At 69.7% G+C, this 20,160-nt stretch carries 22 protein-coding genes; 9 read left to right on the plus strand and 13 right to left on the minus strand.

What is annotated here, in order from left to right:
* The first annotated feature begins 8 nt into the window (after positions 1-8).
* Both ACFO4E_RS06695 and ACFO4E_RS06700 read left to right on the plus strand, forming a co-directional pair.
* Positions 9-776, plus strand: coding sequence for a rhomboid family intramembrane serine protease (locus tag ACFO4E_RS06695; protein WP_378572149.1), 768 nt, complete (start codon positions 9-11; stop codon positions 774-776).
* Positions 777-791: 15 nt separating this feature from the next.
* Positions 792-1,070, plus strand: coding sequence for an Lrp/AsnC family transcriptional regulator (locus ACFO4E_RS06700; RefSeq protein WP_378536816.1), 279 nt, complete (start codon positions 792-794; stop codon positions 1,068-1,070).
* Positions 1,071-1,192: 122 nt separating this feature from the next.
* Here ACFO4E_RS06700 and trpD read toward each other — a convergent pair whose 3' ends face one another.
* Positions 1,193-2,248, minus strand: coding sequence for an anthranilate phosphoribosyltransferase (gene trpD / locus ACFO4E_RS06705; RefSeq protein WP_378572150.1), 1,056 nt, complete (start codon positions 2,246-2,248; stop codon positions 1,193-1,195).
* Between the two features lie 235 nt (positions 2,249-2,483).
* A complete protein-coding gene (locus ACFO4E_RS06710; RefSeq protein ID WP_378572151.1) occupies positions 2,484-2,924 on the minus strand; it encodes a hypothetical protein in 441 nt (146 codons plus the stop codon).
* Positions 2,925-3,230: 306 nt separating this feature from the next.
* Here ACFO4E_RS06710 and ctaE point away from each other — a divergent pair, with 306 nt between their 5' ends.
* The 4 genes from ctaE to qcrB are packed head-to-tail and all read left to right on the plus strand — an operon-like array spanning position 3,231 to position 7,589.
* A complete protein-coding gene (gene ctaE / locus ACFO4E_RS06715) occupies positions 3,231-3,857 on the plus strand; it encodes an aa3-type cytochrome oxidase subunit III (RefSeq protein ID WP_449289740.1) in 627 nt (208 codons plus the stop codon).
* Between the two features lie 17 nt (positions 3,858-3,874).
* A complete protein-coding gene (gene qcrC / locus ACFO4E_RS06720) occupies positions 3,875-4,783 on the plus strand; it encodes a cytochrome bc1 complex diheme cytochrome c subunit (protein ID WP_378572152.1) in 909 nt (302 codons plus the stop codon).
* Positions 4,776-5,906 (plus strand): cytochrome bc1 complex Rieske iron-sulfur subunit, encoded by a 1,131-nt coding sequence (gene qcrA, locus ACFO4E_RS06725; protein ID WP_378572153.1) that lies wholly within the window; start codon positions 4,776-4,778, stop codon positions 5,904-5,906. Before qcrC ends, qcrA begins: the two co-directional genes overlap by 8 nt.
* 3 nt (positions 5,907-5,909) lie before the next feature.
* Positions 5,910-7,589, plus strand: a complete 1,680-nt coding sequence (qcrB, locus tag ACFO4E_RS06730; RefSeq protein WP_378572154.1) for a cytochrome bc1 complex cytochrome b subunit — start codon at positions 5,910-5,912, stop codon at positions 7,587-7,589.
* Positions 7,590-7,674: 85 nt separating this feature from the next.
* On the opposite strand, the gene ACFO4E_RS06735 is transcribed toward qcrB, so the two are convergent.
* Together ACFO4E_RS06735 and ACFO4E_RS06740 are read right to left on the minus strand one after the other, a co-directional pair.
* The gene (locus ACFO4E_RS06735; RefSeq protein WP_378572155.1) at positions 7,675-7,800 is read right to left on the minus strand and encodes a DUF397 domain-containing protein; all 126 of its coding nucleotides are present in this window, start codon (positions 7,798-7,800) and stop codon (positions 7,675-7,677) included.
* Between the two features lie 31 nt (positions 7,801-7,831).
* Positions 7,832-8,671, minus strand: a complete 840-nt coding sequence (locus ACFO4E_RS06740; protein WP_378572156.1) for a helix-turn-helix domain-containing protein — start codon at positions 8,669-8,671, stop codon at positions 7,832-7,834.
* Positions 8,672-8,937: 266 nt separating this feature from the next.
* On the opposite strand from ACFO4E_RS06740, the gene ACFO4E_RS06745 reads away from it, so the two are divergent.
* A complete protein-coding gene (locus tag ACFO4E_RS06745) occupies positions 8,938-9,372 on the plus strand; it encodes an ATP-binding protein (RefSeq protein ID WP_378572157.1) in 435 nt (144 codons plus the stop codon).
* A 67-nt stretch (positions 9,373-9,439) separates the two neighbouring features.
* Here the strand turns inward: ACFO4E_RS06745 and ACFO4E_RS06750 are convergent, their stop codons facing one another.
* The 4 genes from ACFO4E_RS06750 to ctaC form a co-directional block, all read right to left on the minus strand.
* Positions 9,440-10,762, minus strand: a complete 1,323-nt coding sequence (locus ACFO4E_RS06750; RefSeq protein ID WP_378572158.1) for a L,D-transpeptidase — start codon at positions 10,760-10,762, stop codon at positions 9,440-9,442.
* Between the two features lie 288 nt (positions 10,763-11,050).
* Complete coding sequence (locus ACFO4E_RS06755) at positions 11,051-11,476, minus strand: cytochrome c oxidase subunit 4 (RefSeq protein WP_378572159.1); 426 nt, start codon at positions 11,474-11,476, stop codon at positions 11,051-11,053.
* 9 nt (positions 11,477-11,485) lie between these two features.
* The gene (gene ctaD, locus ACFO4E_RS06760) at positions 11,486-13,168 is read right to left on the minus strand and encodes an aa3-type cytochrome oxidase subunit I (protein ID WP_378572160.1); all 1,683 of its coding nucleotides are present in this window, start codon (positions 13,166-13,168) and stop codon (positions 11,486-11,488) included.
* Positions 13,168-14,184 carry an aa3-type cytochrome oxidase subunit II gene (ctaC, locus tag ACFO4E_RS06765; protein ID WP_465263127.1) on the minus strand — a complete coding sequence of 339 codons (1,017 nt, stop codon included), beginning with the start codon at positions 14,182-14,184 and terminating at the stop codon, positions 13,168-13,170. Before ctaC ends, ctaD begins: the two co-directional genes overlap by 1 nt.
* A 454-nt stretch (positions 14,185-14,638) precedes the next feature.
* Here ctaC and ACFO4E_RS06770 point away from each other — a divergent pair, with 454 nt between their 5' ends.
* Positions 14,639-14,875, plus strand: coding sequence for a sulfurtransferase TusA family protein (locus ACFO4E_RS06770; protein WP_378572162.1), 237 nt, complete (start codon positions 14,639-14,641; stop codon positions 14,873-14,875).
* A gap of 94 nt (positions 14,876-14,969) precedes the next feature.
* Here ACFO4E_RS06770 and rpsD read toward each other — a convergent pair whose 3' ends face one another.
* Complete coding sequence (gene rpsD, locus ACFO4E_RS06775) at positions 14,970-15,581, minus strand: 30S ribosomal protein S4 (RefSeq protein WP_378572163.1); 612 nt, start codon at positions 15,579-15,581, stop codon at positions 14,970-14,972.
* A gap of 76 nt (positions 15,582-15,657) precedes the next feature.
* On the opposite strand from rpsD, the gene ACFO4E_RS06780 reads away from it, so the two are divergent.
* Positions 15,658-16,461 carry a DUF2470 domain-containing protein gene (locus ACFO4E_RS06780; RefSeq protein ID WP_378572164.1) on the plus strand — a complete coding sequence of 268 codons (804 nt, stop codon included), beginning with the start codon at positions 15,658-15,660 and terminating at the stop codon, positions 16,459-16,461.
* A 72-nt stretch (positions 16,462-16,533) separates the two neighbouring features.
* Here ACFO4E_RS06780 and ACFO4E_RS06785 read toward each other — a convergent pair whose 3' ends face one another.
* The 4 genes from ACFO4E_RS06785 to pspAB all read right to left on the minus strand — a co-directional run bounded on the left by ACFO4E_RS06785 (position 16,534) and on the right by pspAB (position 20,086).
* Positions 16,534-17,508: a carbohydrate kinase family protein gene (locus ACFO4E_RS06785; protein WP_378572165.1), complete on the minus strand. Its 975-nt coding sequence runs from the start codon at positions 17,506-17,508 to the stop codon at positions 16,534-16,536.
* Between the two features lie 238 nt (positions 17,509-17,746).
* Positions 17,747-18,097: a HesB/IscA family protein gene (locus ACFO4E_RS06790; protein WP_378572166.1), complete on the minus strand. Its 351-nt coding sequence runs from the start codon at positions 18,095-18,097 to the stop codon at positions 17,747-17,749.
* Between the two features lie 228 nt (positions 18,098-18,325).
* On the minus strand, positions 18,326-19,429 hold the full coding sequence (locus ACFO4E_RS06795) for a glycerate kinase family protein (RefSeq protein WP_378572167.1): 1,104 nt from the start codon (positions 19,427-19,429) through the stop codon (positions 18,326-18,328).
* A 78-nt stretch (positions 19,430-19,507) separates the two neighbouring features.
* Positions 19,508-20,086, minus strand: a complete 579-nt coding sequence (pspAB, locus tag ACFO4E_RS06800; protein WP_378572168.1) for a PspA-associated protein PspAB — start codon at positions 20,084-20,086, stop codon at positions 19,508-19,510.
* Positions 20,087-20,160 lie beyond the last annotated feature (74 nt).

Consider the following 20,160-nt stretch of genomic DNA (forward strand, 5'->3'; position numbering starts at 1 on the left):
GGAGAGACATGGCGGGCATGCCGCTCAGCGACGACTACCCGGTCCGTCGCGTGCCGGTGGTCACCTACCTGCTGATCACCGCCAACGTCGTGGTCTACCTGATGTCGCCGATGTCGGCGCTGGCCGTCTGGTACGGCGGCGACCTCATGGCGCGCATGTGCCCGGTCGAGCTGTACCTGCTGCGCTGGGCGGCGATCCCCGCGGAACTGCTCACCGGCGACCAGGTCGCGGGCACGGCCGCGTGCGGCGGGGGCGACTTCACCAAGCTCCCGTGGCTGTCGTCGGTCACCTCGATGTTCCTGCACGGCGACGGCTTCCACCTGCTCAGCAACATGGTGTACCTGTTCGTGTTCGGCCCGGTGGTCGAGGACCGGCTGGGGCGCTACCGCTACCTCGGCCTCTACGCCGCATCGGGCATCGCCGCCACCTACGCCTTCGCGCTCAGCACCGGCGTCGACGACGTCCCGCTGGTGGGCGCGTCGGGGGCGATCTCGGGCGTGCTGGGCGCCTACCTGGCCGTGCAGTCGCGCAGCAGGGTCATCACCCTGGTGTTCTTCATCCTGCCGGTGCGGCTGCCGGGGTGGGCGCTCGTGGCCACCTACTTCGTGCTTCAGTATTTTCTCTACATCAGCGTCTCGCTGTTCCCCGGCGGCGGCACCGACGCCGGCGTCGCCTACGCCGCCCACGTCTACGGTTTCATCGCCGGCGTGATCGGCGGGCTGCTCATGTACCGCATCCGCTGGCGCGCCGGAACGCGCCTGTCGGACGTCTACTAAGAAGGACGGGCACCCGTGATCACCGCGATCGTCATGATCAAGGCCGACATCGACCGCATTCCGGAGGTCGCCGCGGCCACCGCCGAGATCGACGAGGTGAGCGAGGTCTACTCGGTCACCGGCGGCGTCGACCTGATCGCCATGGTGCGGGTCCGCCGGCACGAGGAGCTGGCCGACGTCATCCCCGGCCGCATCAACAAGATCGCGGGCGTGCGCTCCTCCGACACCCACATCGCGTTCAGCGCCCACTCCCGGCACGACCTGGAATCGGCGTTCTCGCTGGGCATGGAGTAGGCCCGGCCGCCACGGGCGGTCCCGGCCGCGCCGCCGCACGGCCCGAGGCGACGAAGCGAACGACGAGGGGCCCGGTCCGCGGACCGGGCCCCTCGTGCGTCGCTCCTCCGCTTCCGCGGCGGCTACGCGCCCTTGGCGTAGGACTGGCTGGTCTCGATCCAGGTGTCGAGCAGGGCCGCCGCCGCGCCGCTGTCGACCGCGGCGGCCGCACGCGCGTAGGCGGCGCGCAGCGCGTCGACGAGGGCGGCGCCGCCGCCCTCCTCCGCGGCGACGATGGCCGCGGCGGCGTTGAGCAGGACGGCGTCGCGCACCGGTCCGGTCCGCCCGCCCACCAGCTCGCGGACCACCCGGGCGTTGAACTCGACGTCGCCGCCGCGCAGGGCGTCGGGCGCGGAGCGCTCGATGCCGAGGTCGGCGGGGTCGAGCCGGCTGTGGGTGACGACGCCGTCGCGCGCCTCCCACACCTGCGACGTGGTGGTCGTGGTCAGCTCGTCGAGCCCGTCGTCGCCGCGGAAGACCAGCGCCGTGGTCCCCCGGCGCGCGAACACCCCGGCGATGACCTCGCACATCCCCGCGTCGAAGACCCCGACGGCGCCGGCGCCGGGCCGCGCCGGGTTGGTCAGCGGGCCGAGGAAGTTGAAGACGGTCGGCACCGCCAGCTCCCGCCGCGGCTTGGCCAGGTACCGGAACGCGGGGTGGAAGAGCGACGCGAAGCAGAAGGTGATGCCCGCCTCTTCGGCGACGCGGGCGGTGTGCTCGGGCGCCAGGTCGATGACGACCCCCAGCCGCTCCAGCACGTCGGCGGTCCCGCACGAGGACGAGGCGGCGCGGTTGCCGTGCTTGACGACCTTCAGCCCGGCCGCGGCGGCCACGATGGCGGCCATCGTGGAGACGTTGACCGTGTGGGCGCGGTCGCCGCCGGTGCCGACGATGTCGACGGTGCGGCCGGGCACCGTGATCTGCACGGCGTTGTCGAGCATCCCCTCCGCCAGGCCGGTGACCTCCTCGACGGTGACGCCCTTGGCGCGCAGCGCGATGGCGAAGCCGGCGACCTGGACGTCGGTGGCCGAGCCCGACATGATCTCGTTCATCGCCCAGCCGGTCTCCGCCTCCGTCAGGGAGCGGCCCTCCAGCAGGGCGGTGATCAGTTCGGGCCAGGTGCGTTCTCGGGTACTCACGGGCGGGTCCTCCAGTACAGCGGCGTGCGGAACGGGGTCATCGGGCGGTGGCGGTCGGACGCCATCGCGCGATGTCGGCCCCGTGGTGGGCCGCGCCGTTGAAGGACCGGGGGGACCCGGGTCGCCGGGAGGACCGGCCGCCGCCGAGCGGGGGGCCGGCGGCGGGGTGGTGCACCATGCTCGTGATTTTCCGTTCGTGGCGGGCGGGCCGCCGTGCCGGTGGCCTGTCCGGAGCCTACCCGAGCGCGGCGGCCTTGGCCTGCTGCTCCCGCATCAGCTCGGCCAGCGACTCCGCCAGGGCGACAGGGTCGATGGGGTGGCTGACGACCCGGTCGGCGCGCGACCACGCGGCCAGCCAGCCGTCGTCGCGGCGCCCGATGATCAGCAGCACCGGCGGCGCCTGGTAGATCTCGTCCTTGATCTGGCGGCACACGCCCATGCCGCCCGCGGGGGCGGACTCGCCGTCGAAGACGGCGACGTCGATGTGCTCGTTCTCCAGCCGCTTGATCACCCCGGGGGCGGTCGCGCACTCGACGAACTCGACCTTGGGCACGTCGGCGGCGGGCCGGCGGCCGATGGCCAGCCGCACCTGCTCGCGGGTCCTGCCGTTGTCGCTGTAGATGAGGATGCGCATTCGGGCGCCGCTGTCCGCTGCCCCGGATCCGTGGTCCGCCATGGTCGACCGTCACCGTCCCTTGCGTCTGGCGGCGCGGGTACGCGACCGCGCGCCACCGCTTCCGCGCCTGTTCCGAGCCTATTGCCTTGAGACCTTCGCCACGACAGCATGCCACCTGCGCCACACTCGCGGCCATGCCGCCCCGCCCCCGCACCGCACCCGCCCGGGCGCCGCCGACCGCCCCCGACCGCCTTCCGGCGCGCGGGAGGCCCGGTTCATCACGGGCCGATACCGTTGCCACCGCAGATCGGGTGGCTTTCGGGGGGTCGTGCACCAACCCCCGCGAGATGCCGCAATAATGCAACCGTGGCGACAGCAACCGCGAACCAAGAAACAGCACCGACACCGGTACATGGTGCGGCTAAGCGACCTGACCTGGTGAGCGTTGGCACCATCGTGTGGTTGGCCAACGAGCTCATGTTCTTCGCAGCGCTGTTCGCGATGTACTTCACCATCCGATCGGTGACCGTGGGCAACCCCGACCTCGGTGAGTGGCCGGCCGCTCACCTGAACGTCCCGTGGGCCCTCGGCATCACCGTCATCCTGGTGGCCTCCAGCTTCACCGCACAGGCAGGCGTCTGGGCCGCCGAACGCGGTGATGTGCGGAAGCTCCGTATGTGGTTCTTCATCTCGTTCTTCATGGGCCTGGTCTTCGTGCTCGGCCAGGCGTACGAGTACTACGAACTCATCGTTCACGAAGGGCTGACCCTCCAGTCCAGCGCCTACGGCTCGATGTTCTACCTCACCACGGGTTTCCACGGTCTCCACGTCATCGGTGGTCTGATCGCGTTCCTGATCATGCTGGGACGCACGTACGCCGCGAAGCGCTTCACCCACCAGCAGGCGACCAGCGCCATCGTCGTGTCCTACTACTGGCACTTCGTTGACGTGGTCTGGATCGCTTTGTTCGCAACCATCTACTTCATTCAGTAACCCGAAACGGGGAAACCGTGAAATGGATTACCGCGCGGCGACGGCATCCCCTTGCGGGGTATGCCGTCGTCATACTCGCGCTCGCGCTCGTCGGCGTGGGCTATGCCTATGTGGCGCCCAGCGCCGACCGGGCCGAGGCGCAAACCGTCGCGGCCGAAGCGGCGGCCGATGACCAGACGGACGTGGCGCAGGGCAAGGACATCTTCGTCAGGAGCTGCGCGAGCTGCCACGGCCTCACCGGCACCGGCTCCGACATGGCCCCCGACATCACCACGGCCGGTGGCGCCGCCATCGACTTCCAGGTGAGCACGGGCCGCATGCCCTCCATGAACCCCGACGCGCAGATGCCCCGCAAGCCGCCGGCGTTCACCCAGGACGAGATCGACGACCTGATCGCCTACTACGAGCAGGAGATCGGCGAAGGTCCCGCGGTCCCGGAGGGCATCCCCGCCGACGCCCCCGTGCGCGCCGACTTCGAGGACGAGGACTCCTACCTGGCCGCCGAGGCCGAGTACGAGGAGGCCTACGAGTCCTACATCTCCGGCGCCCAGGACACCGAGGCCGGCATGAAGCTGTACCTGACCAACTGTGCGCACTGCCACAGCTGGTCCGGTGCCGGCGGCGCCCTGACGGACGGCAAGTGGGCCCCCGAGATCCACGACGCCACGCCGCGCCAGATCTACGAGGCCATGCTCTCCGGTCCGGGCCAGATGCCGGTGTTCAACGACATGACGATCACCCCGGACGAGAAGCAGGATCTGATCGCGTACGTGAAGGACCTCCAGGCCGAGCCCGACGCCGGCGGCGTCTTCAGCCTGAACCGCATCGGCCAGGTCGCCGAGGGGTTCATCGGCTGGGTGGTCGGCCTCAGCCTGATCGTGGCGTGCGCGATCTGGATCACCGCGAAGCAGCGAGCCCATGACTGATACCCCAAACACCGACAACAACCCCGGTGACGACGGCCCCGACCGGGTCATCGGCACCCCGTCCACCGCCGGGGGCGTCATCGCCGCCCCCGCGGACCCGCACAGCGAGCACGAGGGCCCCTACCCGGCCGAGGAGACCCACTCCCAGTCCGAAGAGGTCCAGCGCAAGGGCGAGCGCGCCGCCGCCGCCTGGTTCACGGTCGCCTTCGTCGCGGGCATCCTCTTCTTCGTGGCCTTCTTCTGGTGGGGCCCGAACGCCGAGGGCGACCAGGCCATCGCCGACCCGCAGATCGCGCAGTACTCGAACATGGCGCTGGGCGGATCGCTCGCGCTGGCCCTGTTCGGGATCGGCGCGGGCATGACCGTGTGGGCGCGCAAGGTGATGCCCCACTACGAGGTGTCCTCGCCCTACGACGAGCTGCCCTCCTCACCCGAGGAGAAGGGCTCCTTCAGCGAGTTCTTCATGAAGAGCGCCGACGAGAGCGGCATCACCAAGCGCCCGCTGCTGCGCCGCACGCTGCTGCTGGCCATGGCCCCCCTGGGGCTGGCCCCGATCGTGCTGCTGCGCGACACCGGACCGCTGCCCGGCGATGTGCTGCACCACACGCCGTGGCACCGCGGGCGGCGCATGGTCGTCGAGGGGACGGACCGCGAGGGCCCCGGCACCTGGATCCGCGCCGAGGACCTGGAGAACGAGCCCGGCGGCATGATCAGCGCGCTGCCCTACCAGGAGCACGACGAGGAGCACCCGCACGGCCTCAGCCTGAACGACCAGGCCAAGGCGGTCATCCTGCTGATCAAGGTGCCGGACGGCGACTTCAAGCCGACCATGACCGAAGAGCAGATGGGCTGGACGCACAACGGGATCGTCGCCTACTCCAAGATCTGCACCCACGTGGGCTGCCCGGCGGCACTGTACGAGCAGGGGACGCACCGCATCCTGTGCCCCTGCCACCAGTCGACGTTCGACGCCACCGACGGCGCCAAGGTCGTCTTCGGCCCGGCGCACCGCCCGCTGCCGCAGCTGCCGATCACAGTGGATGACGAGGGCTATCTCGTGGCCGATGGGGACTTCTCCAGCGCCGTGGGCCCGACCTTCTGGGACGCGGAGAGGGGTGCGTAGCCGATGACCAGGACAACTCAGGCGCCCAAGGCGCTCAAGGGCGCGGGCAACTGGATCGACGATCGGTTCCACCTGGCCAAGATGGGCGAGAAGAACCTGCGCAAGGTCTTCCCGAACCACTGGTCGTTCATGCTGGGCGAGATCGCGCTGTACTCGTTCATCATCCTGCTGCTGACCGGTGTCTTCCTGACACTGTGGTTCAAGCCGAGCATGGCCGAGATCGTGTACGACGGCTCCTACGAGCGCCTGCACGGTGTCACGATGAGCGAGGCCTACGCCTCCACGCTGTACATCGACTTCGATGTCCGCGGCGGCTTCCTGGTGCGCCAGATCCACCACTGGGCGGCGCTGATCTTCGCGGCGTCGATGCTGGTGCACATGCTCCGGGTGTTCTTCACCGGCGCGTTCCGCAAGCCGCGTGAGATCAACTGGCTGATCGGGGTGGCGATCGTCACCCTGACCATGCTGGAGGGCCTGTTCGGCTACTCGCTGCCCGACGACCTCCCGTCGGGTATGGGCGTGCGCATCCTCCAGGGTGTGATGATGTCGCTGCCGGTGGTGGGCACCTACATCTCGATGTTCCTGTTCGGCGGGGAGTTCCCCGGGCACGACATCATCCCGCGCCTGTACATGCTGCACATCCTGCTGATCCCCGGCCTGCTGCTGGCGCTCATCGGTGCGCACTTCATGATCCTGTGGCACCAGAAGCACACGCAGTACCCCGGCACGGGGCACACGAACAAGAAGGTCGTCGGCACGCCGATGTTCCCCGGGTTCGCCGTGAAGGCGGGCGGGTTCTTCTTCTTCGTGTTCGCCGTGTGCGTGGGCCTCAGCGCGTTCGTGCAGATCAACCCGGTGCACCTGTTCGGGCCGTTCACCCCCACCTCCATCACCTCCGGGCTCCAGCCCGACTGGTACATGGGCTTCATGGAGGGGGCGCTGCGGCTCTTCCCGAACTACTTCGACATCAACATCGCGGGGTATGCCATCCCGACCGGTGTGCTGGTGCCGGGGCTGGTGATCCCGGGGTTGATCTTCGGGGCCATGGGCGCGTGGCCGTTCATCGAGGCGTGGATCACCAAGGACAAGCGGCACCACAACATGGCCGACCGGCCGCGCAACGCCCCGGTCCGCGCGGGCATGGGTGTCGCGGGGATCACGTTCTACGGCCTGCTGTGGCTGGCCGGCTCGAACGACATCCTGTCGGAGACGTTCTCGATCAGCCTCTACGCGCTGAGCTGGTTCTTCCGCATCGCGGTGATCGTGGGTCCGATCGCGGGCTTCATGATCACCAAGCGGATCTGCCTTGGCCTCCAGCGCCGCGACCGCGAGACGCTGGAGCACGGCTACGAGAGCGGCCACGTCAAGCAGCTGCCCAGCGGTGAGTTCATCGAGGTCCACAAGGAGTCCTCGGCCGACACCGTGCACATCCTCCAGAGCAAGGAGGAGGTGCCCCGCATCGAGGTCGGCGAGGTCGACGCCAACGGTGTGGAGTCGCCGCAGGCCCGCGGCCTCATGGGCAAGCTCCACGCCCGCCTGGCGGACTGGTACACGCGCGACAACGTCTCGTTCGAGGGCGTCCAGCCGCACAGCGGCCACCACCTGCAGCACGCAGGGGACTCCGCCGACCGCGCCCACCACGAGGCCGCGGTCGACACCACGGAGGCCGCCAACACGCACTGAGACCCGTTCTCAGGCCCGTGAAAAGGCCCGGCCGCCCCAACGGGCGGCCGGGCCTTCGGCGTTCTCTGGAGAAGCGCCAGGGCGCCTACATCCGGCCGGCCTCCGCCAGGAACGCGACCCAGGCGCCAGAGGGGAGGTCGAGGTGCCCGAGCTCCCGATGCACCGTGTCGCGCACCTGCACGGTCCGGCCGTCGATGCTCCGGCACTCCACACAATCCGAACCGGCATTGCTGTAACTGGCCTTACGCCACTGAGAATCCATCACATGCCCTTCTGATCAGGCTCAGGGAGTCGGTGGGCGACAGCGCCCAGCCTTGTAGTGTCCCGAACACGCTGACGAACCGCTGGATCTCCCGCGGATGATCCACCAGATCGCCACCCGTCGCCGACTCCGCGAACACCGTCGGCATCCGGTCCACAAACGTGATCAGCGCGAAGGCTCCGATTGACTGACTGATATGGGTCGGCATCCCTTTGGGGATGACATGCATCGTGACCCTGGCCGATTCTTGCAGATCGACCAATCGTTCCAACTGGGCGACCGCAGTCTTCGGGGTGCCCACGCACTCGGTGATGACGGTCTCTGGGACCACAGCCGTCAAGCGCGGTTCGCCTTCTGCGAGAAGACGCTCGGCTCGCCTCGCCTTCAGCCTGAGCAGAGTGTCGATGTCGTCCTCCCTGTCCAAGGGACGACCGTGTTCCAGTACCTGACGCGTGTACTCGGTGGCCTGCAATGGACCGGGGATCAGGGTCGGGTTGTGCAACCGGATCTCGATGGCAGCGGCCTCGGCGTCCTCGACGCGGCGGTACCACTCCGGATCGGCCACTGTTCGCGTGACATCGGACCAGCGCCTGAGCAAGGATCCGTTTGTCGAAAAAACCTGATCCAATTCTCCAACGGTGTCCTTTTTGGGCGCCCGAGTAGCCCTCTCGATCTTGGACAGCATACCGATCGAGATATTGATCCTCCGAGACACGTCGTTGAGCGTCATTCCAGCTTGCAGCCTAAATCGGCGAAGCTCTCGGCCAAAATCGACCCAGTCGGGCAACTCCTTCTCCACCATGGAAAGGAGTTCTACCATCCGACGCATTAATTTTCCATAGCCTTCACAGATAGCTCCCAGAGCTGGACAATCGCTGGAATTCCCCAGCCCGTCCCGGAACGCTGGGCACGCAGCAGCAGACACCCCGCGACGACGCCACATCGTCCGGGGCACGGCCAGCAGCGATCTCCAGGAGCTGATGACATGCACGACCCTACTAGGCCGTTCCGGGTGCAATGCGCCCGTGTTCGTCCCTATTTCTTCCGCGTCGGACGCCGACGCTTCGCCGGAATGCGATGATGGGAATGGCCTACTCCGAGGAATTCCCCGGATGGCGGGACCAGATCCGCCGCGCGCGCACGTGGACCGACAACATCCTGGCCGCGCACTCCGAATTCGAGATCCCCGATGACGCCGTCGCCTCCACCGTGCTGCTCGTCTCCGAGGCGGCGACGAACGCCGTGTGCCACACGGCCAGCGGTCGCGGCGGGATGTTCACCGTGAGGATGACGGTCGATCGCGGGCGCATCCGCGTCGACGTGGAGGACGAGGGCAAGGCAGAGAGCATCCCGTTCCTCCGGCCCGCCACCCCGATGGCCGAGCGCGGTCGGGGCATCCGGCTCATCGACATGCTCGCCGACACCTGGGCGCCACTCCCCCGCCCTCGCTGCGGGATCGCGTTCACGATCACCTGGGCGGCGGAGCGCACGGCGCCGGCCGACCTCCCTGGCCATCGGTGAGCAGGGCTCCAGCCCTGAGTGGCCCTGCCCTCGCCGGACGAGGGCAGGGCCGTGCCTCCGCTGCGGGCTACGCCGCGTGGACGGAGCCCGGGGTGCCGGTGTCGTCGGTGGAGTCGGGCTCCCCCGTGGGGCTGTTCTCCAGCCACTCGTCCCAGGAGCGCTGCCAGAAGCCCCACCCGTTGTCGACCTCCAGCTCGCGGTCGGTGCCCTCGACGATGTAGGGATCGCCCATCAGCGTCTCGTCGTGGAACCACTTGGCGTCGTCGGTGGCCATGTTCGTGCAGCCGTGGCTGGAGTTGGCCGAACCGACATTGCCGTTCCAGGGCGCCGCGTGGGCGAACTCGCCGCTGTTGGAGAAGCGGACCGCCCAGTTGACGTCGAGGCGGTAGGCCTCGGCGCTGCCCGCGGGTATGCCCACCGTGGAGGAGTCCATGACCAGGTGCTCGTACTTCTCCATGGTCAGGTGGACGCCGTTGGTGGTGGTGTAGCGCTCGGTGTCGGCGCGCCCGTTGCTGATCGGGAAGGTCTTGACGGTCTTGCCGGAGCGTTGGACGGTCATCTCGTGGGCGCCGTCGTCGACCGTGGTGATCTGCTCGCGGCCCACCTGGAAGTCGAGCCGGCGGTTCTCGGTCCCGACCACCCCCGGGGACGCCTCGACGCCGGCGAGGCGCATGTTCACCGAGACCTTCTGGTCGGGCTCCCAGTACTCCTCCGGCCGGAACACGGCCATCTGGTCGCCGAACCAGTTCCAGGCGCCCTGGGTGGCCTTCTCCGAGGTGACCTCGATGGAGTTCTCGACCTGCTCCTTGTTCTCCACGGGCGCGTCGAAGTTGACGATGACCGGCATGCCCACGCCGACGGTCTGGCCGCTGGAGGGGAAGTTGGACTCCAGCCCCAGCCTCTTGCCCTTGTCGGCCGGCTCCGTGGTGAACCGGCTGACGACCTCGGTCTCCGCGCCGTCCGCGTTGATGCCCGTGGCGGTGACGACGACGTCGGCGCCGGGGACGAGGTTCCAGTCGCTGACCCACTCGGTCTTGGCCTTGTCGAGCACACCGGTCATGGCGTAGTCGTCGCCGTCCCCGGCCTCCGCGACCGCTTCGGCCTCGGTGCCGACGCGCGCGGGGATGTCCTCATCGGGACCGCCCCCGGCCTGTTCGACCCGGACATCGGTGATGGTCCCGTTCGCGGCCCCCACCGTGATCGGAACGTTGGACCGGACGTCGCCGGTCCCGTCGGCCGGCGTGATCTCGATCGTCACGGGCTCGGTGTCGCCTCCGGAGCCGGTCACACCGGCCCAGAGCCCCGTGCAGGCCGCCGTGAGGATGATGGCGGACCCCGCCGCTCCTGCCCCGACGCTGCGGTACCCCGCTGTAGATGTGCTGCCCTTCACCGTGCAACCTCCACGTCGATTGGAACCCCTGAGGCCCATCACTCCGTGGGACGCGTGGCATCGCGGGAAGCTCGTGTCTCCCCCCGATCCCCGGCAAACCGGCCACGGTCGGCGCTGAACGGCCGCTCACCGACAGTGGGTATCTGCCCCCTGAAAAACGATACCCCGGCTGATCCCGATTTCAGCGGAAATCGGTGACCAACCGGGGACGGACCAGGGCATAAGGCATTTTGAGCACGCTGCCCGGCGTGTCGCGGCGGCCCCGAGGGTCCGCCGCGACCGTCACTCCTAGTGCTGGAACTCCTTGCGGTAGTACTCGAAGATCCAGCCGATCGCGGTGAGGAGCACCGCGAAGGCGCCGACGGCGACCATCCACCAGCCGATCGCCACGCCGACCGCCATGAACGCGACCGCCAGGGCCACGAACAGCGGCCACCAGCTGTGCGGGCTGAAGAACCCGTACTCGCCGGCGTTCTCGGCGATCTCCCCGTCGAGGCGCTCCTCAGGGGCGAGGCCGTGGTGGCGCTCACTGCGGCGGGCTGCCTGCCAGAGCCAGAACCCGACCATCCAGCCGAACCCGACCGAGACCACCAGCGCGACCGTGCCGGTCCACTCGATGTAGCCCTCGGCGGCGTAGGACCAGTAGGCGTACAGCCCCGCGACCAGACCGAAGAAGGTCGAGACGCCCATAAACAGATAGGCCTGCATCTTCATGGAACTCGCCTACCCCTTGCTGCTGACCGGTTGGGCGGCCGCACCGGGTGCGGCGGCGTGCGGGTGGTGCAGGTCGAACGCGGGGCGCTCGGACCGGATCCGCGGCAGCGAGGTGAAGTTGTGCCGCGGCGGCGGGCACGAGGTGGCCCACTCCAGGGAGCAGCCGTAGCCCCACGGGTCGTCCACCTCGACCTTGGGCGCGTTCTTGTGGGTGACCCACATGTTCCAGAAGAAGATCAGCGTGGAGGCGCCCAGGACGAACGAGCTGATCGACGAGAACTGGTTGAGGGCGGTGAAGCCGTCGGTGGGCAGGTAGTCGGCGTAGCGGCGCGGGAAGCCCTCGGCGCCCAGCCAGTGCTGGACCAGGAAGGTGCCGTGGAAGCCGAAGAACAGCAGCCAGAAGTGGATCTTGCCGAGGCGCTCGTCGAGCATCTTGCCGGTGAACTTGGGCCACCAGAAGTAGAAGCCCGCGAACATCGCGAACACCACGGTGCCGAACACCACGTAGTGGAAGTGCGCCACCACGAAGTAGGAGTCGGTGACGTGGAAGTCGATCGGCGGCGACGCCAGCAGGACGCCGGTCAGGCCGCCGAACAGGAACGTCACCAGGAATCCGATGGTGAACAGCATCGGGGTGGCGAAGACCAGCTGGCCGCGCCACATGGTGCCGATCCAGTTGAAGAACTTCACACCGGTGGGCACCGCGATGACGAACGACATGAACGAGAAGAACGGCAGCAGCACGGCGCCGGTCGGGAACATGTGGTGCGCCCACACGGTGACCGACAGGCCGGCGATGGCGATCGTCGCGCCCACGAGGCTCTTGTAGCCGAAGATCGGCTTGCGGCTGAACACCGGCAGGATCTCGGTCGCGATGCCGAAGAACGGCAGCGCGATGATGTACACCTCGGGGTGGCCGAAGAACCAGAAGAGGTGCTGCCAGAGGATCGCGCCGCCGTGCGCGGGGTCGAAGACGTGCGTCCCGACCATGCGGTCGGCGCCCAGGGCGATCAGGGCGGCGGTCAGCACCGGGAAGGCGATCAGCACCAGCACGCTGGTGAGCACGGTGTTCCAGGAGAAGATCGACATCCGGAACATCGTCATGCCCGGCGCGCGCATGCACAGGGCGGTGGTGATGAAGTTGACCGCGCCCAGGATGGTGCCCAGACCGCTGACGGCGAGGCCCAGGATCCACAGGTCGCCGCCCAGGCCCGGCGAGCGGACGGCGTCGGACAGCGGGGTGTAGGCGAACCAGCCGAAGCTGGCGGCGCCGCCCGGGGTGAGGAACCCGCCGACGGCGATGAGGCTGCCGAACAGGTACAGGTAGTACCCGAAGAGGTTGATCCTCGGGAACGCCACATCGGGTGCGCCGATGTGCAGCGGCAGGATGATGTTGGAGAACCCGACGAACAGCGGGGTCGCGAACATCAGCAGCATGATCGTGCCGTGCATGGTGAACAGCTGGTTGAACTGCTCGGCGGTCACGACCTGCATGCCCGGCAGGAACAGCTCGGCGCGGATGATCAGCGCCAGGATGCCGCCGAAGATGAAGAACGCGAACGAGGTGATGAGGTACATGTACCCGATCACCTTGTGGTCGGTCGACGTCATCCAGCTGACGAGGATCGACCCTTTGGCGGCGGGCGGGGCGGAGTCCGCAGACCCGGTCGGGGTCGCCACGGTGGTCGCCATCAGTTGCCACCCTCCTCTTCAGCGGGCGTCTCCGCCGTCTGCGGCTCGGGAGCGCCCTCGGTGGCGGGCTGGTCCTCGGTCTCGGTGCCGCCCTCGGCGTCGCCGGCGGGGGGCTGGTTCTCCGGGCGCGGGTCCTCGACCAGCTCCTGCTCCTCGGCGCGCGCCGCCTGCTGCTCGGCCTCGGACTGCGCGGTCTCCAGCTGCTCGGCGTACCAGGCGTCGTAGGCCTCGGGGGTCATGACCTCGAGGTTGAACAGCATCCGGGCGTGGTCGACGCCGCACAGCTCGGCGCAGCGGCCGGCGAAGGTGGCGGAGTCCTCGCCCTCGGGAACGACGTCGTCCTTGACCTTGACCTGGAACTCGTTGGGGTGGCCGGGGATGACGTCCATCTTGAACGCGAACGACGGGATCCAGAACGAGTGGATGACGTCGGGCGAGACGAGGTCGAAGTGGACGACGTCGCCCTCGCGCACCACCAGGGTGGGAACGTCGTCGGGGGTGCCCTCGATGGAGAACTCGCGCTCCGACCGGGGGTCGGTCTCACCCTCGGGGTTCGGCTCCGTCAGGTAGTTGAACTGCCAGCTCCACTGGAAGCCCACGACCTCGACGTTGGTGTCGGCCGGTTCCTCGGTCTCCAGCAGGTAGGTCTGGTCGCGCGCGGTGAAGTAGAAGAGGACCGCGATGACGACGATCGGCAGGACGGTGTAGAGGGCTTCGATCGGCAGGTTGTAGCGCACCTGCGGCGGAAGCTGCTCGGACCGCTTGCGGTGGAAGATGATCGACCAGATGATCAGTCCCCACACGAGGATGCCGACCGCGAAAGCCGCCACCCACGAACCCTGCCAGAGCATGAGGACGCGCTCGGCCTGCTCGGTGATCGGCTCGGGCACACCCAAACGAGTGAACTCGTTCGACGCGCAGCCGGTCGCGGCTATGCCCAACGCGGCGAGCGCGGCGCCACGTGGTGCCCATCGACGCAACGCGGGGCGCCGATTCCTATGGCGGGTCGGACTCACGGAATGCCTTCCCAGCGGTGATGCCCGCGACGATCGCGCGGGCGGTCGTATGTCCAAAGCTTGTCAAGGGGCAACATTAGCGCGATCCACCTGCTGCGCCGATCAGGGGCCCGAGGGGGCGCGTGTTGGAGCGCGCCCGCCCTGGGGGGCGTGTGCGGACACTCATCAGCGTTCCCTTCCGGCCTCGTCGCGCGGCGCGGGTGAGCCGCCGGCCAGGGCGGTTCGCGCCGGATCGCCCGGTCCGTCCCAGGAGGATCGCCTCCGGCCGCCGGTGCGGCGTTGGCGTGCCCCCTCATGGACGGGCTAGGCCGAGCGTATCGCTGGTTTTATCGGACGCTTAACCGGGTGCCGCTTAGCCGCCGGCGTGGGTAAAGAATGGGATACGGGCGGCCGCCCGAGCGCGCGGGCGGGCCCGCAGCCCGCCCGGACAGCGGGGCACGGAAGGAGAGCGTCAGTGTCGGACCAGCCGTTGGTGACCGTGGAGGCGATCGGCCGCAAGTGCCCGATCCCGATCATCATGCTCGCCGGACGCATCCGGGAGGTGCCGATCGGGTCGGTCATCGCCGTCACCGCCGACGACCCCGCCGCCCGGACCGACATCCCCTCGTGGTGCCGCCTGAAGATGCAGCAGTTCGTGGCCGAGGTGCCGCTCGCGCGGGGCCACGCCTTCCACATCCGGCGGATGTACTGACGGGTCCGCGTGCGGTGGCCGCGGACCGCGCACGGCCGCGGGCCGTGTGCCCTTCGGTCACACGGCCCGCGGTCACGCGGAGGAGCCTGCGGCTCTAGCGCGCGTAGTACTCGACGACGAGCTGCTCGTCGAAGGGCACCGGAACCTGCTCGCGCTTGGGGCGGTCGACGACCGCGACGCGCAGGTCCTTATGGCTGACGGCGAGGTAGCCGGCGATCTTGTCGTCGGCGTGCACGCCCTCGGACGCCTCGACGAACGGGACGGTCTGCTTTGACTTGTCCCGAACGCCGATGATCTGCCCCGGCTTGACCTGGTACGACTGGATGTCGACCTTGCGGCCGTCCACGGTGATGTGGCCGTGGGTGATGTACTGGCGCGCGGCGTAGATCGAGGGGGCGAGCCCGGAGCGCAGGACCACCGTCACGAGCCGGAGCTCCAGTTCGGCGATCATCTCCTCACCGGTACGGCCCGGGCGCTTCTTGGCGTTCTCGTAGATGCGCGCGAGCTGCTTCTCCGAGAGGTCGTAGTACCAGCGAAGCTTCTGCTTCTCGGCCTGCCGGACGGCGTAGTCGCTGGTGGAGCGGCGTACGCGGCGACCGTGCTCACCCGGGGGGTACGGACGCTTCTCGAAGTAGCTGACCGCCTTACGGGTCAGCGGGGTACCGGCGCGCCGGGACAACCGCACCTTCGGTCCGGTGTAGCGCATTCGTGTTCCTCCGTCTATGTGCGATCTTGCAAAAACGGGAATCCTAGGTAAGGCTTGCCTAAGTCTAGGAGGTGTCATGCGACCACCCAGCCCGTCCGTGATCGAACGGGTCCGTTCCCTTGCCGCCACGGCGACCCCCACCATGGCGACGTCGGCTGACTATCCCGGCACGCATTTCAGCGTGCGCGGAGCGGTCGATCACGCCGGTCGCGCGATCCTGTGGATCGATGCCGGGCATCCGCTGCACGAAGCACTGCGGGCACGGCGGCACGGACGCGCCGACCTGGCGGTCGGCGTCGATCTCTGCGCGATGCGGCATGTGGGTCGGACACCCACTGTACGCGCCCGCCTGTGGTGCGAGGGCTGGGTGTCGGTGATCCCCGCAGGCGAGCGCCGCGATGCGGCCCTCGCGGTGGCCGAAGGCCATCCCGACGAAGGGCTGCTCGCCGCAGTAGAAGATGATCCCACGCCGGACGCGCCGCTGCTCGCCCGGGTCGAGCCCGCAACCGTGATTTACCACACATATGACGCGGCGGGGGTGATCGACGGCGAAGCGTTCCGCGTGGCCCGGCCCGACCCCCTGACCGGCGCGGCCGAGCACATCCTGCGCCACGTCAACGACCGGCACCGCGACGAGCTGAGCGCCGCGCTGCGCCACCTGCCCGATGCGCCCGAGGGGGCCGCCTGGCTCTGGGAGCTGGACTCCGCCGGCGCCACTCTCTGGGTGAACCCCGCCGGGGCCGGCCACCCGGTGCTCGTCCGCATCCCCTGGAGCGCCCCGATCACCGCTCCGTGCCAGCTCGAACGGGCCCTCTACGACCTGCTGGCCCGCAACCAGGCCCCCGCCGGACCGGGCCACCACCCGGGGGCCCCGGAATGACGAGGTCCCCGCGGCCTGCGCCGCGGGGACCGGGACCGGCGGGCCGGGGCCGCCGGAACACCTGCGCCGGTGTCAGGCCACGTGCTCGGCGACGTCGCGGGCGGCGTCCTCACCGTAGGAGCGGTTGACCTTCTCCAGCAGGGTCGTGCCGGTCAAGTGGTACTCCTGCGGCCCGTTGACCTCCAGCGAGTGGACCGCCACGGCGTTGCCCACCTGTGCGCAGCGCTCCAGGGACAGGCCCCAGGACAGCCCGGCGAGGAAGCCCGCGCGAAACGCGTCGCCCACACCGGTGGGGTCGACCTTCGCGGTGACCGCGGCGGCCGGGACGTCCAGCGGCGGCTGGTCCTGGCGGTCGATCCGCACGCCCTTGGCCCCCAGCGTGGTGATCCGGGTGCCGACCCGCTCCAGGATCTCGTCCTCGCTCCACCCGGTCTTCTGCTCGGCGAGCGCCTTCTCGTACTCGTTGGTGAACAGGTAGGTCGCGCCCTCGATCAGGCGCCGGACATCGGGGCCCTCCATGCGCGCGAGCTGCTGGGAGGGGTCGGCGGCGAAGGGCAGCCCGCGGTCGCGGCACTCGTCGCTGTGGCGCAGCATGCCCTCGGGGTCGTCGGCGCCCACCAGCACGAGGTCGAGCCCGCCAACGCTGTCCGACAGCGGGGCCAGTTCGATGTTGCGCGCCTCGGACATGGCGCCCGCGTAGAACGAGGCGATCTGGTTGTGGTCGCGGTCGGTGGTGCACACGAAACGGGCGGTGTGCCGCAGCTCCGAGACGTGCACCCCGGAGGTGTCGACGCCGTGGCGCTCCAGCCAGGACCGGTACTCGTCGAAGTCGGCGCCCACCGCGCCGACGAGATGGGGGCGCAGGCCCAGGCGGCCCATGCCGAAGCAGATGTTGGCGGCGACGCCGCCGCGGCGCACCTCCAACTCGTCGACCAGGAAGGACAGGGAGACCTGCTCAAGCTGGTCGGCGATGAGCTGCTCGGCGAACCGGCCCTCGAAGGTCATCAGGTGGTCGGTGGCGATCGATCCGGTAACCGCGATGCGCACTGCTGAGGGCTCCTTGGGTCGGGAGACGGAACAAACCACAAGAGTACCCAGCGACTCCGTGCCGCAGTAGGGCCCATGAACCCCACTCACACCGCGTGCCCTGGGATCGAGCGGGCGGACCGGGCATGGGCGCGGACGGCCCGGGCACGGCGAAGGCCCGCGCGCACCCGTGGTGCGCGCGGGCCCCGGGGTCCGCGTGGCCGTCCGGCGGGCCCGCCGGGACGCGCCCTTCACCGGGCTAGTTGAACGAGTCCCCGCAGGCGCAGGAGCCGGTGGCGTTGGGGTTGTCGATGGTGAAGCCCTGCTTCTCGATGGTGTCGACGAAGTCGATCGTGGCGCCCATGAGGTAGGGGGCGCTCATACGGTCGGTCACGACACCGACGCCGCCGAAGTCGGCGACGACGTCGCCGTCGAGTTCGCGCTCGTCGAAGAACAACTGGTACCGCAGTCCCGAGCAACCGCCCGGCTGCACGGCGACGCGAAGCCGGAGGTCGTCGCGGCCTTCCTGCTCCAGGAGGGTCTTCACCTTGCCCGACGCCTCATCGGTCAGGATGATGCCCGCCGTCGTGGCCTCGCTCTGAACCGTCATCTGCCAACTCCTCCGAAAATGCGGTGTGGCCGCCACTGCGACCCGGTTGCCCCTCGGACGTGGTCAACGCCGGGACCGCGTGGTGCATTCCTGCCTGTGCCGGGGAAGCGGCTCGCCGCTTCATCCAGGTTGGGTCTCCCCCCAGGTTAGGGCGTATCGGCCGATGCCGCCATCAGGGACCGCGGCTCTGGGGATACCCGGGCCCGGCGGACGCCCGCGCGGATCCGCTCAGGACGTCCAGCGCCGCGCGACCTGGGCGGCGAGGCCGCGCAGCTCCTCCGCCGAGCGGGTGAGCGCCGCCTCCGTGGAGCCCGCCGACTCCACCAGGGAATAGGTCTCGGTGATCCCGGCCGCAGCGGCCTCGGCCCGGCCCACCGACACCACGCCTGCGGTGACGACGCACGGGACACCGTGGGCGGCGGCCGCCCGCGCGACCCCGTGGGGCAGCTTGCCGCGCAGCGACTGGAAGTCGAACGAGCCCTCGCCGGTGATGACCAGGTCGGCCCCTGCCGCGAGCCGGTCGAGGCCCACCGCGGCCAGGACCCGTGCCACACCGGACTCGACGGTGCCGCCCAGCAGGAGGAGCGCGTAACCGAGCCCGCCGGCGGCGCCGGCGCCCGGGGCGTCGCGCAGGGCCCCGCCGGGCTCGGTGGCGTCGGCGAACGCGGCCAGGGCCGCGTCCAGGCGCTGCACCTCGTTGTCGTCGGCGCCCTTCTGCGGGCCGAAGACGGCGCTGGCGCCGTGCAGCCCGAGCAGGGGGTTGTCGACGTCGGTGGCGGCGATGAGGGTGACGCCCCCTGTCGCGGCGCGCGCCGGGCCGAGGTCGATCTCGCCGGTGAGGGCGGCGAGCGCGCCACCGCCGCGGGTGAGCGCGTCGCGCGGCCCGGCGCCGAGGGCGGCGAGCATGCCGGCGCCCCCGTCGTTGGTGGAGCTGCCGCCGAGGCCGACGACGAGCGTACGCGCGCCGGCGGCGATCGCGTGGGCGATGAGCTCGCCGACGCCCAGGGTCGTGGTACGTCCGGCGTCGCGGGCGTCGGGCGGCACCAGGTGCAGGCCGCACGCCTGCGCGCTCTCGATGTAGGCGGTGTCGCCGTCGAGCAGGTAGGCGGCCTGGACGGGGTCGCCCAAGGGACCGGTGACGGTGGCCTGGGCGAGGGTGCCGCCCAGAGCGGTGTGCAGGACTTCGACGAACCCGGGGCCGCCGTCGGACAGCGGGACCAGTTCGGCGTCGACGGTCGGGTCGGCGCTCCGCCAGCCGTCGGCCACGGCCTGCGCGGCTTCGAGGGCGGTGAGCGTCCCGGCGAACTTGTCTGGAGCGATGATGATGCGCACCCGGCCAGTGTGCCGCCTGGGGGTGGTCCAGGCCACACCCGGGGGTGGGCCATCACCCCGGGTCACCGGGGGTGTGCGTCAGAGCCCGGGCGCGCCGTAGACGGGGAACCAGCGGGACTTGTCCTTCTCGACGGCCAGGTCGTTGCCGATGGCCGCCTCGGTCTGGAGTTCGAGGGCGTTGTCGCGGCGCTGACCGCCCAGCGGGGCGAAGGGGTAGAAGGTGCCGCGCTTGTAGAGGTAGACGAGGGCGACCCGGCGGCCTTTGGGGTCGGCGAAGGTCACCAGGGAGCACAGCAGCGAGGGCCCGTAGCCGGCGCTCTCCAGCGAGGAGTTCACCGCGTGGATGTCGGTGACCAGGGAGGAGACGTCGGATTCGGCGCCTTCGGGCGCGCGCAGGACCAGCCAGGTGTAGCCGTAGTCGTCGGCGACGGGCTCGACCGCGGGGCCGTTGTCGGCGTTGAGCAGCTCGGTGATGTCGCGTTCCAGGGTGGCGAACGCCTGGCCCTCGGTCGCGCGGAAGGCCACCGATCCGGTCCCGGTGGGCTGGAACCCGGCCGTCGCCTCAAGGGTGACGGCCGCCGACGGCAGCCCGAACAGGGCGTCGAGGTCGGGCTTGGCGGGCTTGGAGCGGCCCAGCAGGGCCCGGAGGAAACTCATGGCGCTGAACGTGCCTTTCGGCTTCGGCCGCCGGCGACCGGCGGGTCGGGCGGTCGGGGGTGGAGTGGGTGCGC

The organism is Nocardiopsis mangrovi (assembly GCF_042653925.1).
In the GTDB taxonomy this organism is placed as follows: domain Bacteria; phylum Actinomycetota; class Actinomycetes; order Streptosporangiales; family Streptosporangiaceae; genus Nocardiopsis_B; species Nocardiopsis_B mangrovi.

Excerpts from the sequence above, each read along its gene's own strand:
- ACFO4E_RS06695 (WP_378572149.1), top strand. The coding sequence starts at position 9 with ATGGCGGGCATGCCGCTCAGCGACGACTACCCGGTCCGTCGCGTGCCG.
- ACFO4E_RS06710 (WP_378572151.1), bottom strand. The coding sequence starts at position 2,924 with ATGGCGGACCACGGATCCGGGGCAGCGGACAGCGGCGCCCGAATGCGC.
- qcrA (WP_378572153.1), top strand. The coding sequence starts at position 4,776 with ATGACTGATACCCCAAACACCGACAACAACCCCGGTGACGACGGCCCC.
- qcrB (WP_378572154.1), top strand. The coding sequence starts at position 5,910 with ATGACCAGGACAACTCAGGCGCCCAAGGCGCTCAAGGGCGCGGGCAAC.
- ACFO4E_RS06740 (WP_378572156.1), bottom strand. The coding sequence starts at position 8,671 with ATGGTAGAACTCCTTTCCATGGTGGAGAAGGAGTTGCCCGACTGGGTC.
- ACFO4E_RS06745 (WP_378572157.1), top strand. The coding sequence starts at position 8,938 with ATGGCCTACTCCGAGGAATTCCCCGGATGGCGGGACCAGATCCGCCGC.
- ACFO4E_RS06755 (WP_378572159.1), bottom strand. The coding sequence starts at position 11,476 with ATGAAGATGCAGGCCTATCTGTTTATGGGCGTCTCGACCTTCTTCGGT.
- ctaD (WP_378572160.1), bottom strand. The coding sequence starts at position 13,168 with ATGGCGACCACCGTGGCGACCCCGACCGGGTCTGCGGACTCCGCCCCG.
- rpsD (WP_378572163.1), bottom strand. The coding sequence starts at position 15,581 with ATGCGCTACACCGGACCGAAGGTGCGGTTGTCCCGGCGCGCCGGTACC.
- ACFO4E_RS06780 (WP_378572164.1), top strand. The coding sequence starts at position 15,658 with ATGCGACCACCCAGCCCGTCCGTGATCGAACGGGTCCGTTCCCTTGCC.
- ACFO4E_RS06790 (WP_378572166.1), bottom strand. The coding sequence starts at position 18,097 with ATGACGGTTCAGAGCGAGGCCACGACGGCGGGCATCATCCTGACCGAT.
- pspAB (WP_378572168.1), bottom strand. The coding sequence starts at position 20,086 with ATGAGTTTCCTCCGGGCCCTGCTGGGCCGCTCCAAGCCCGCCAAGCCC.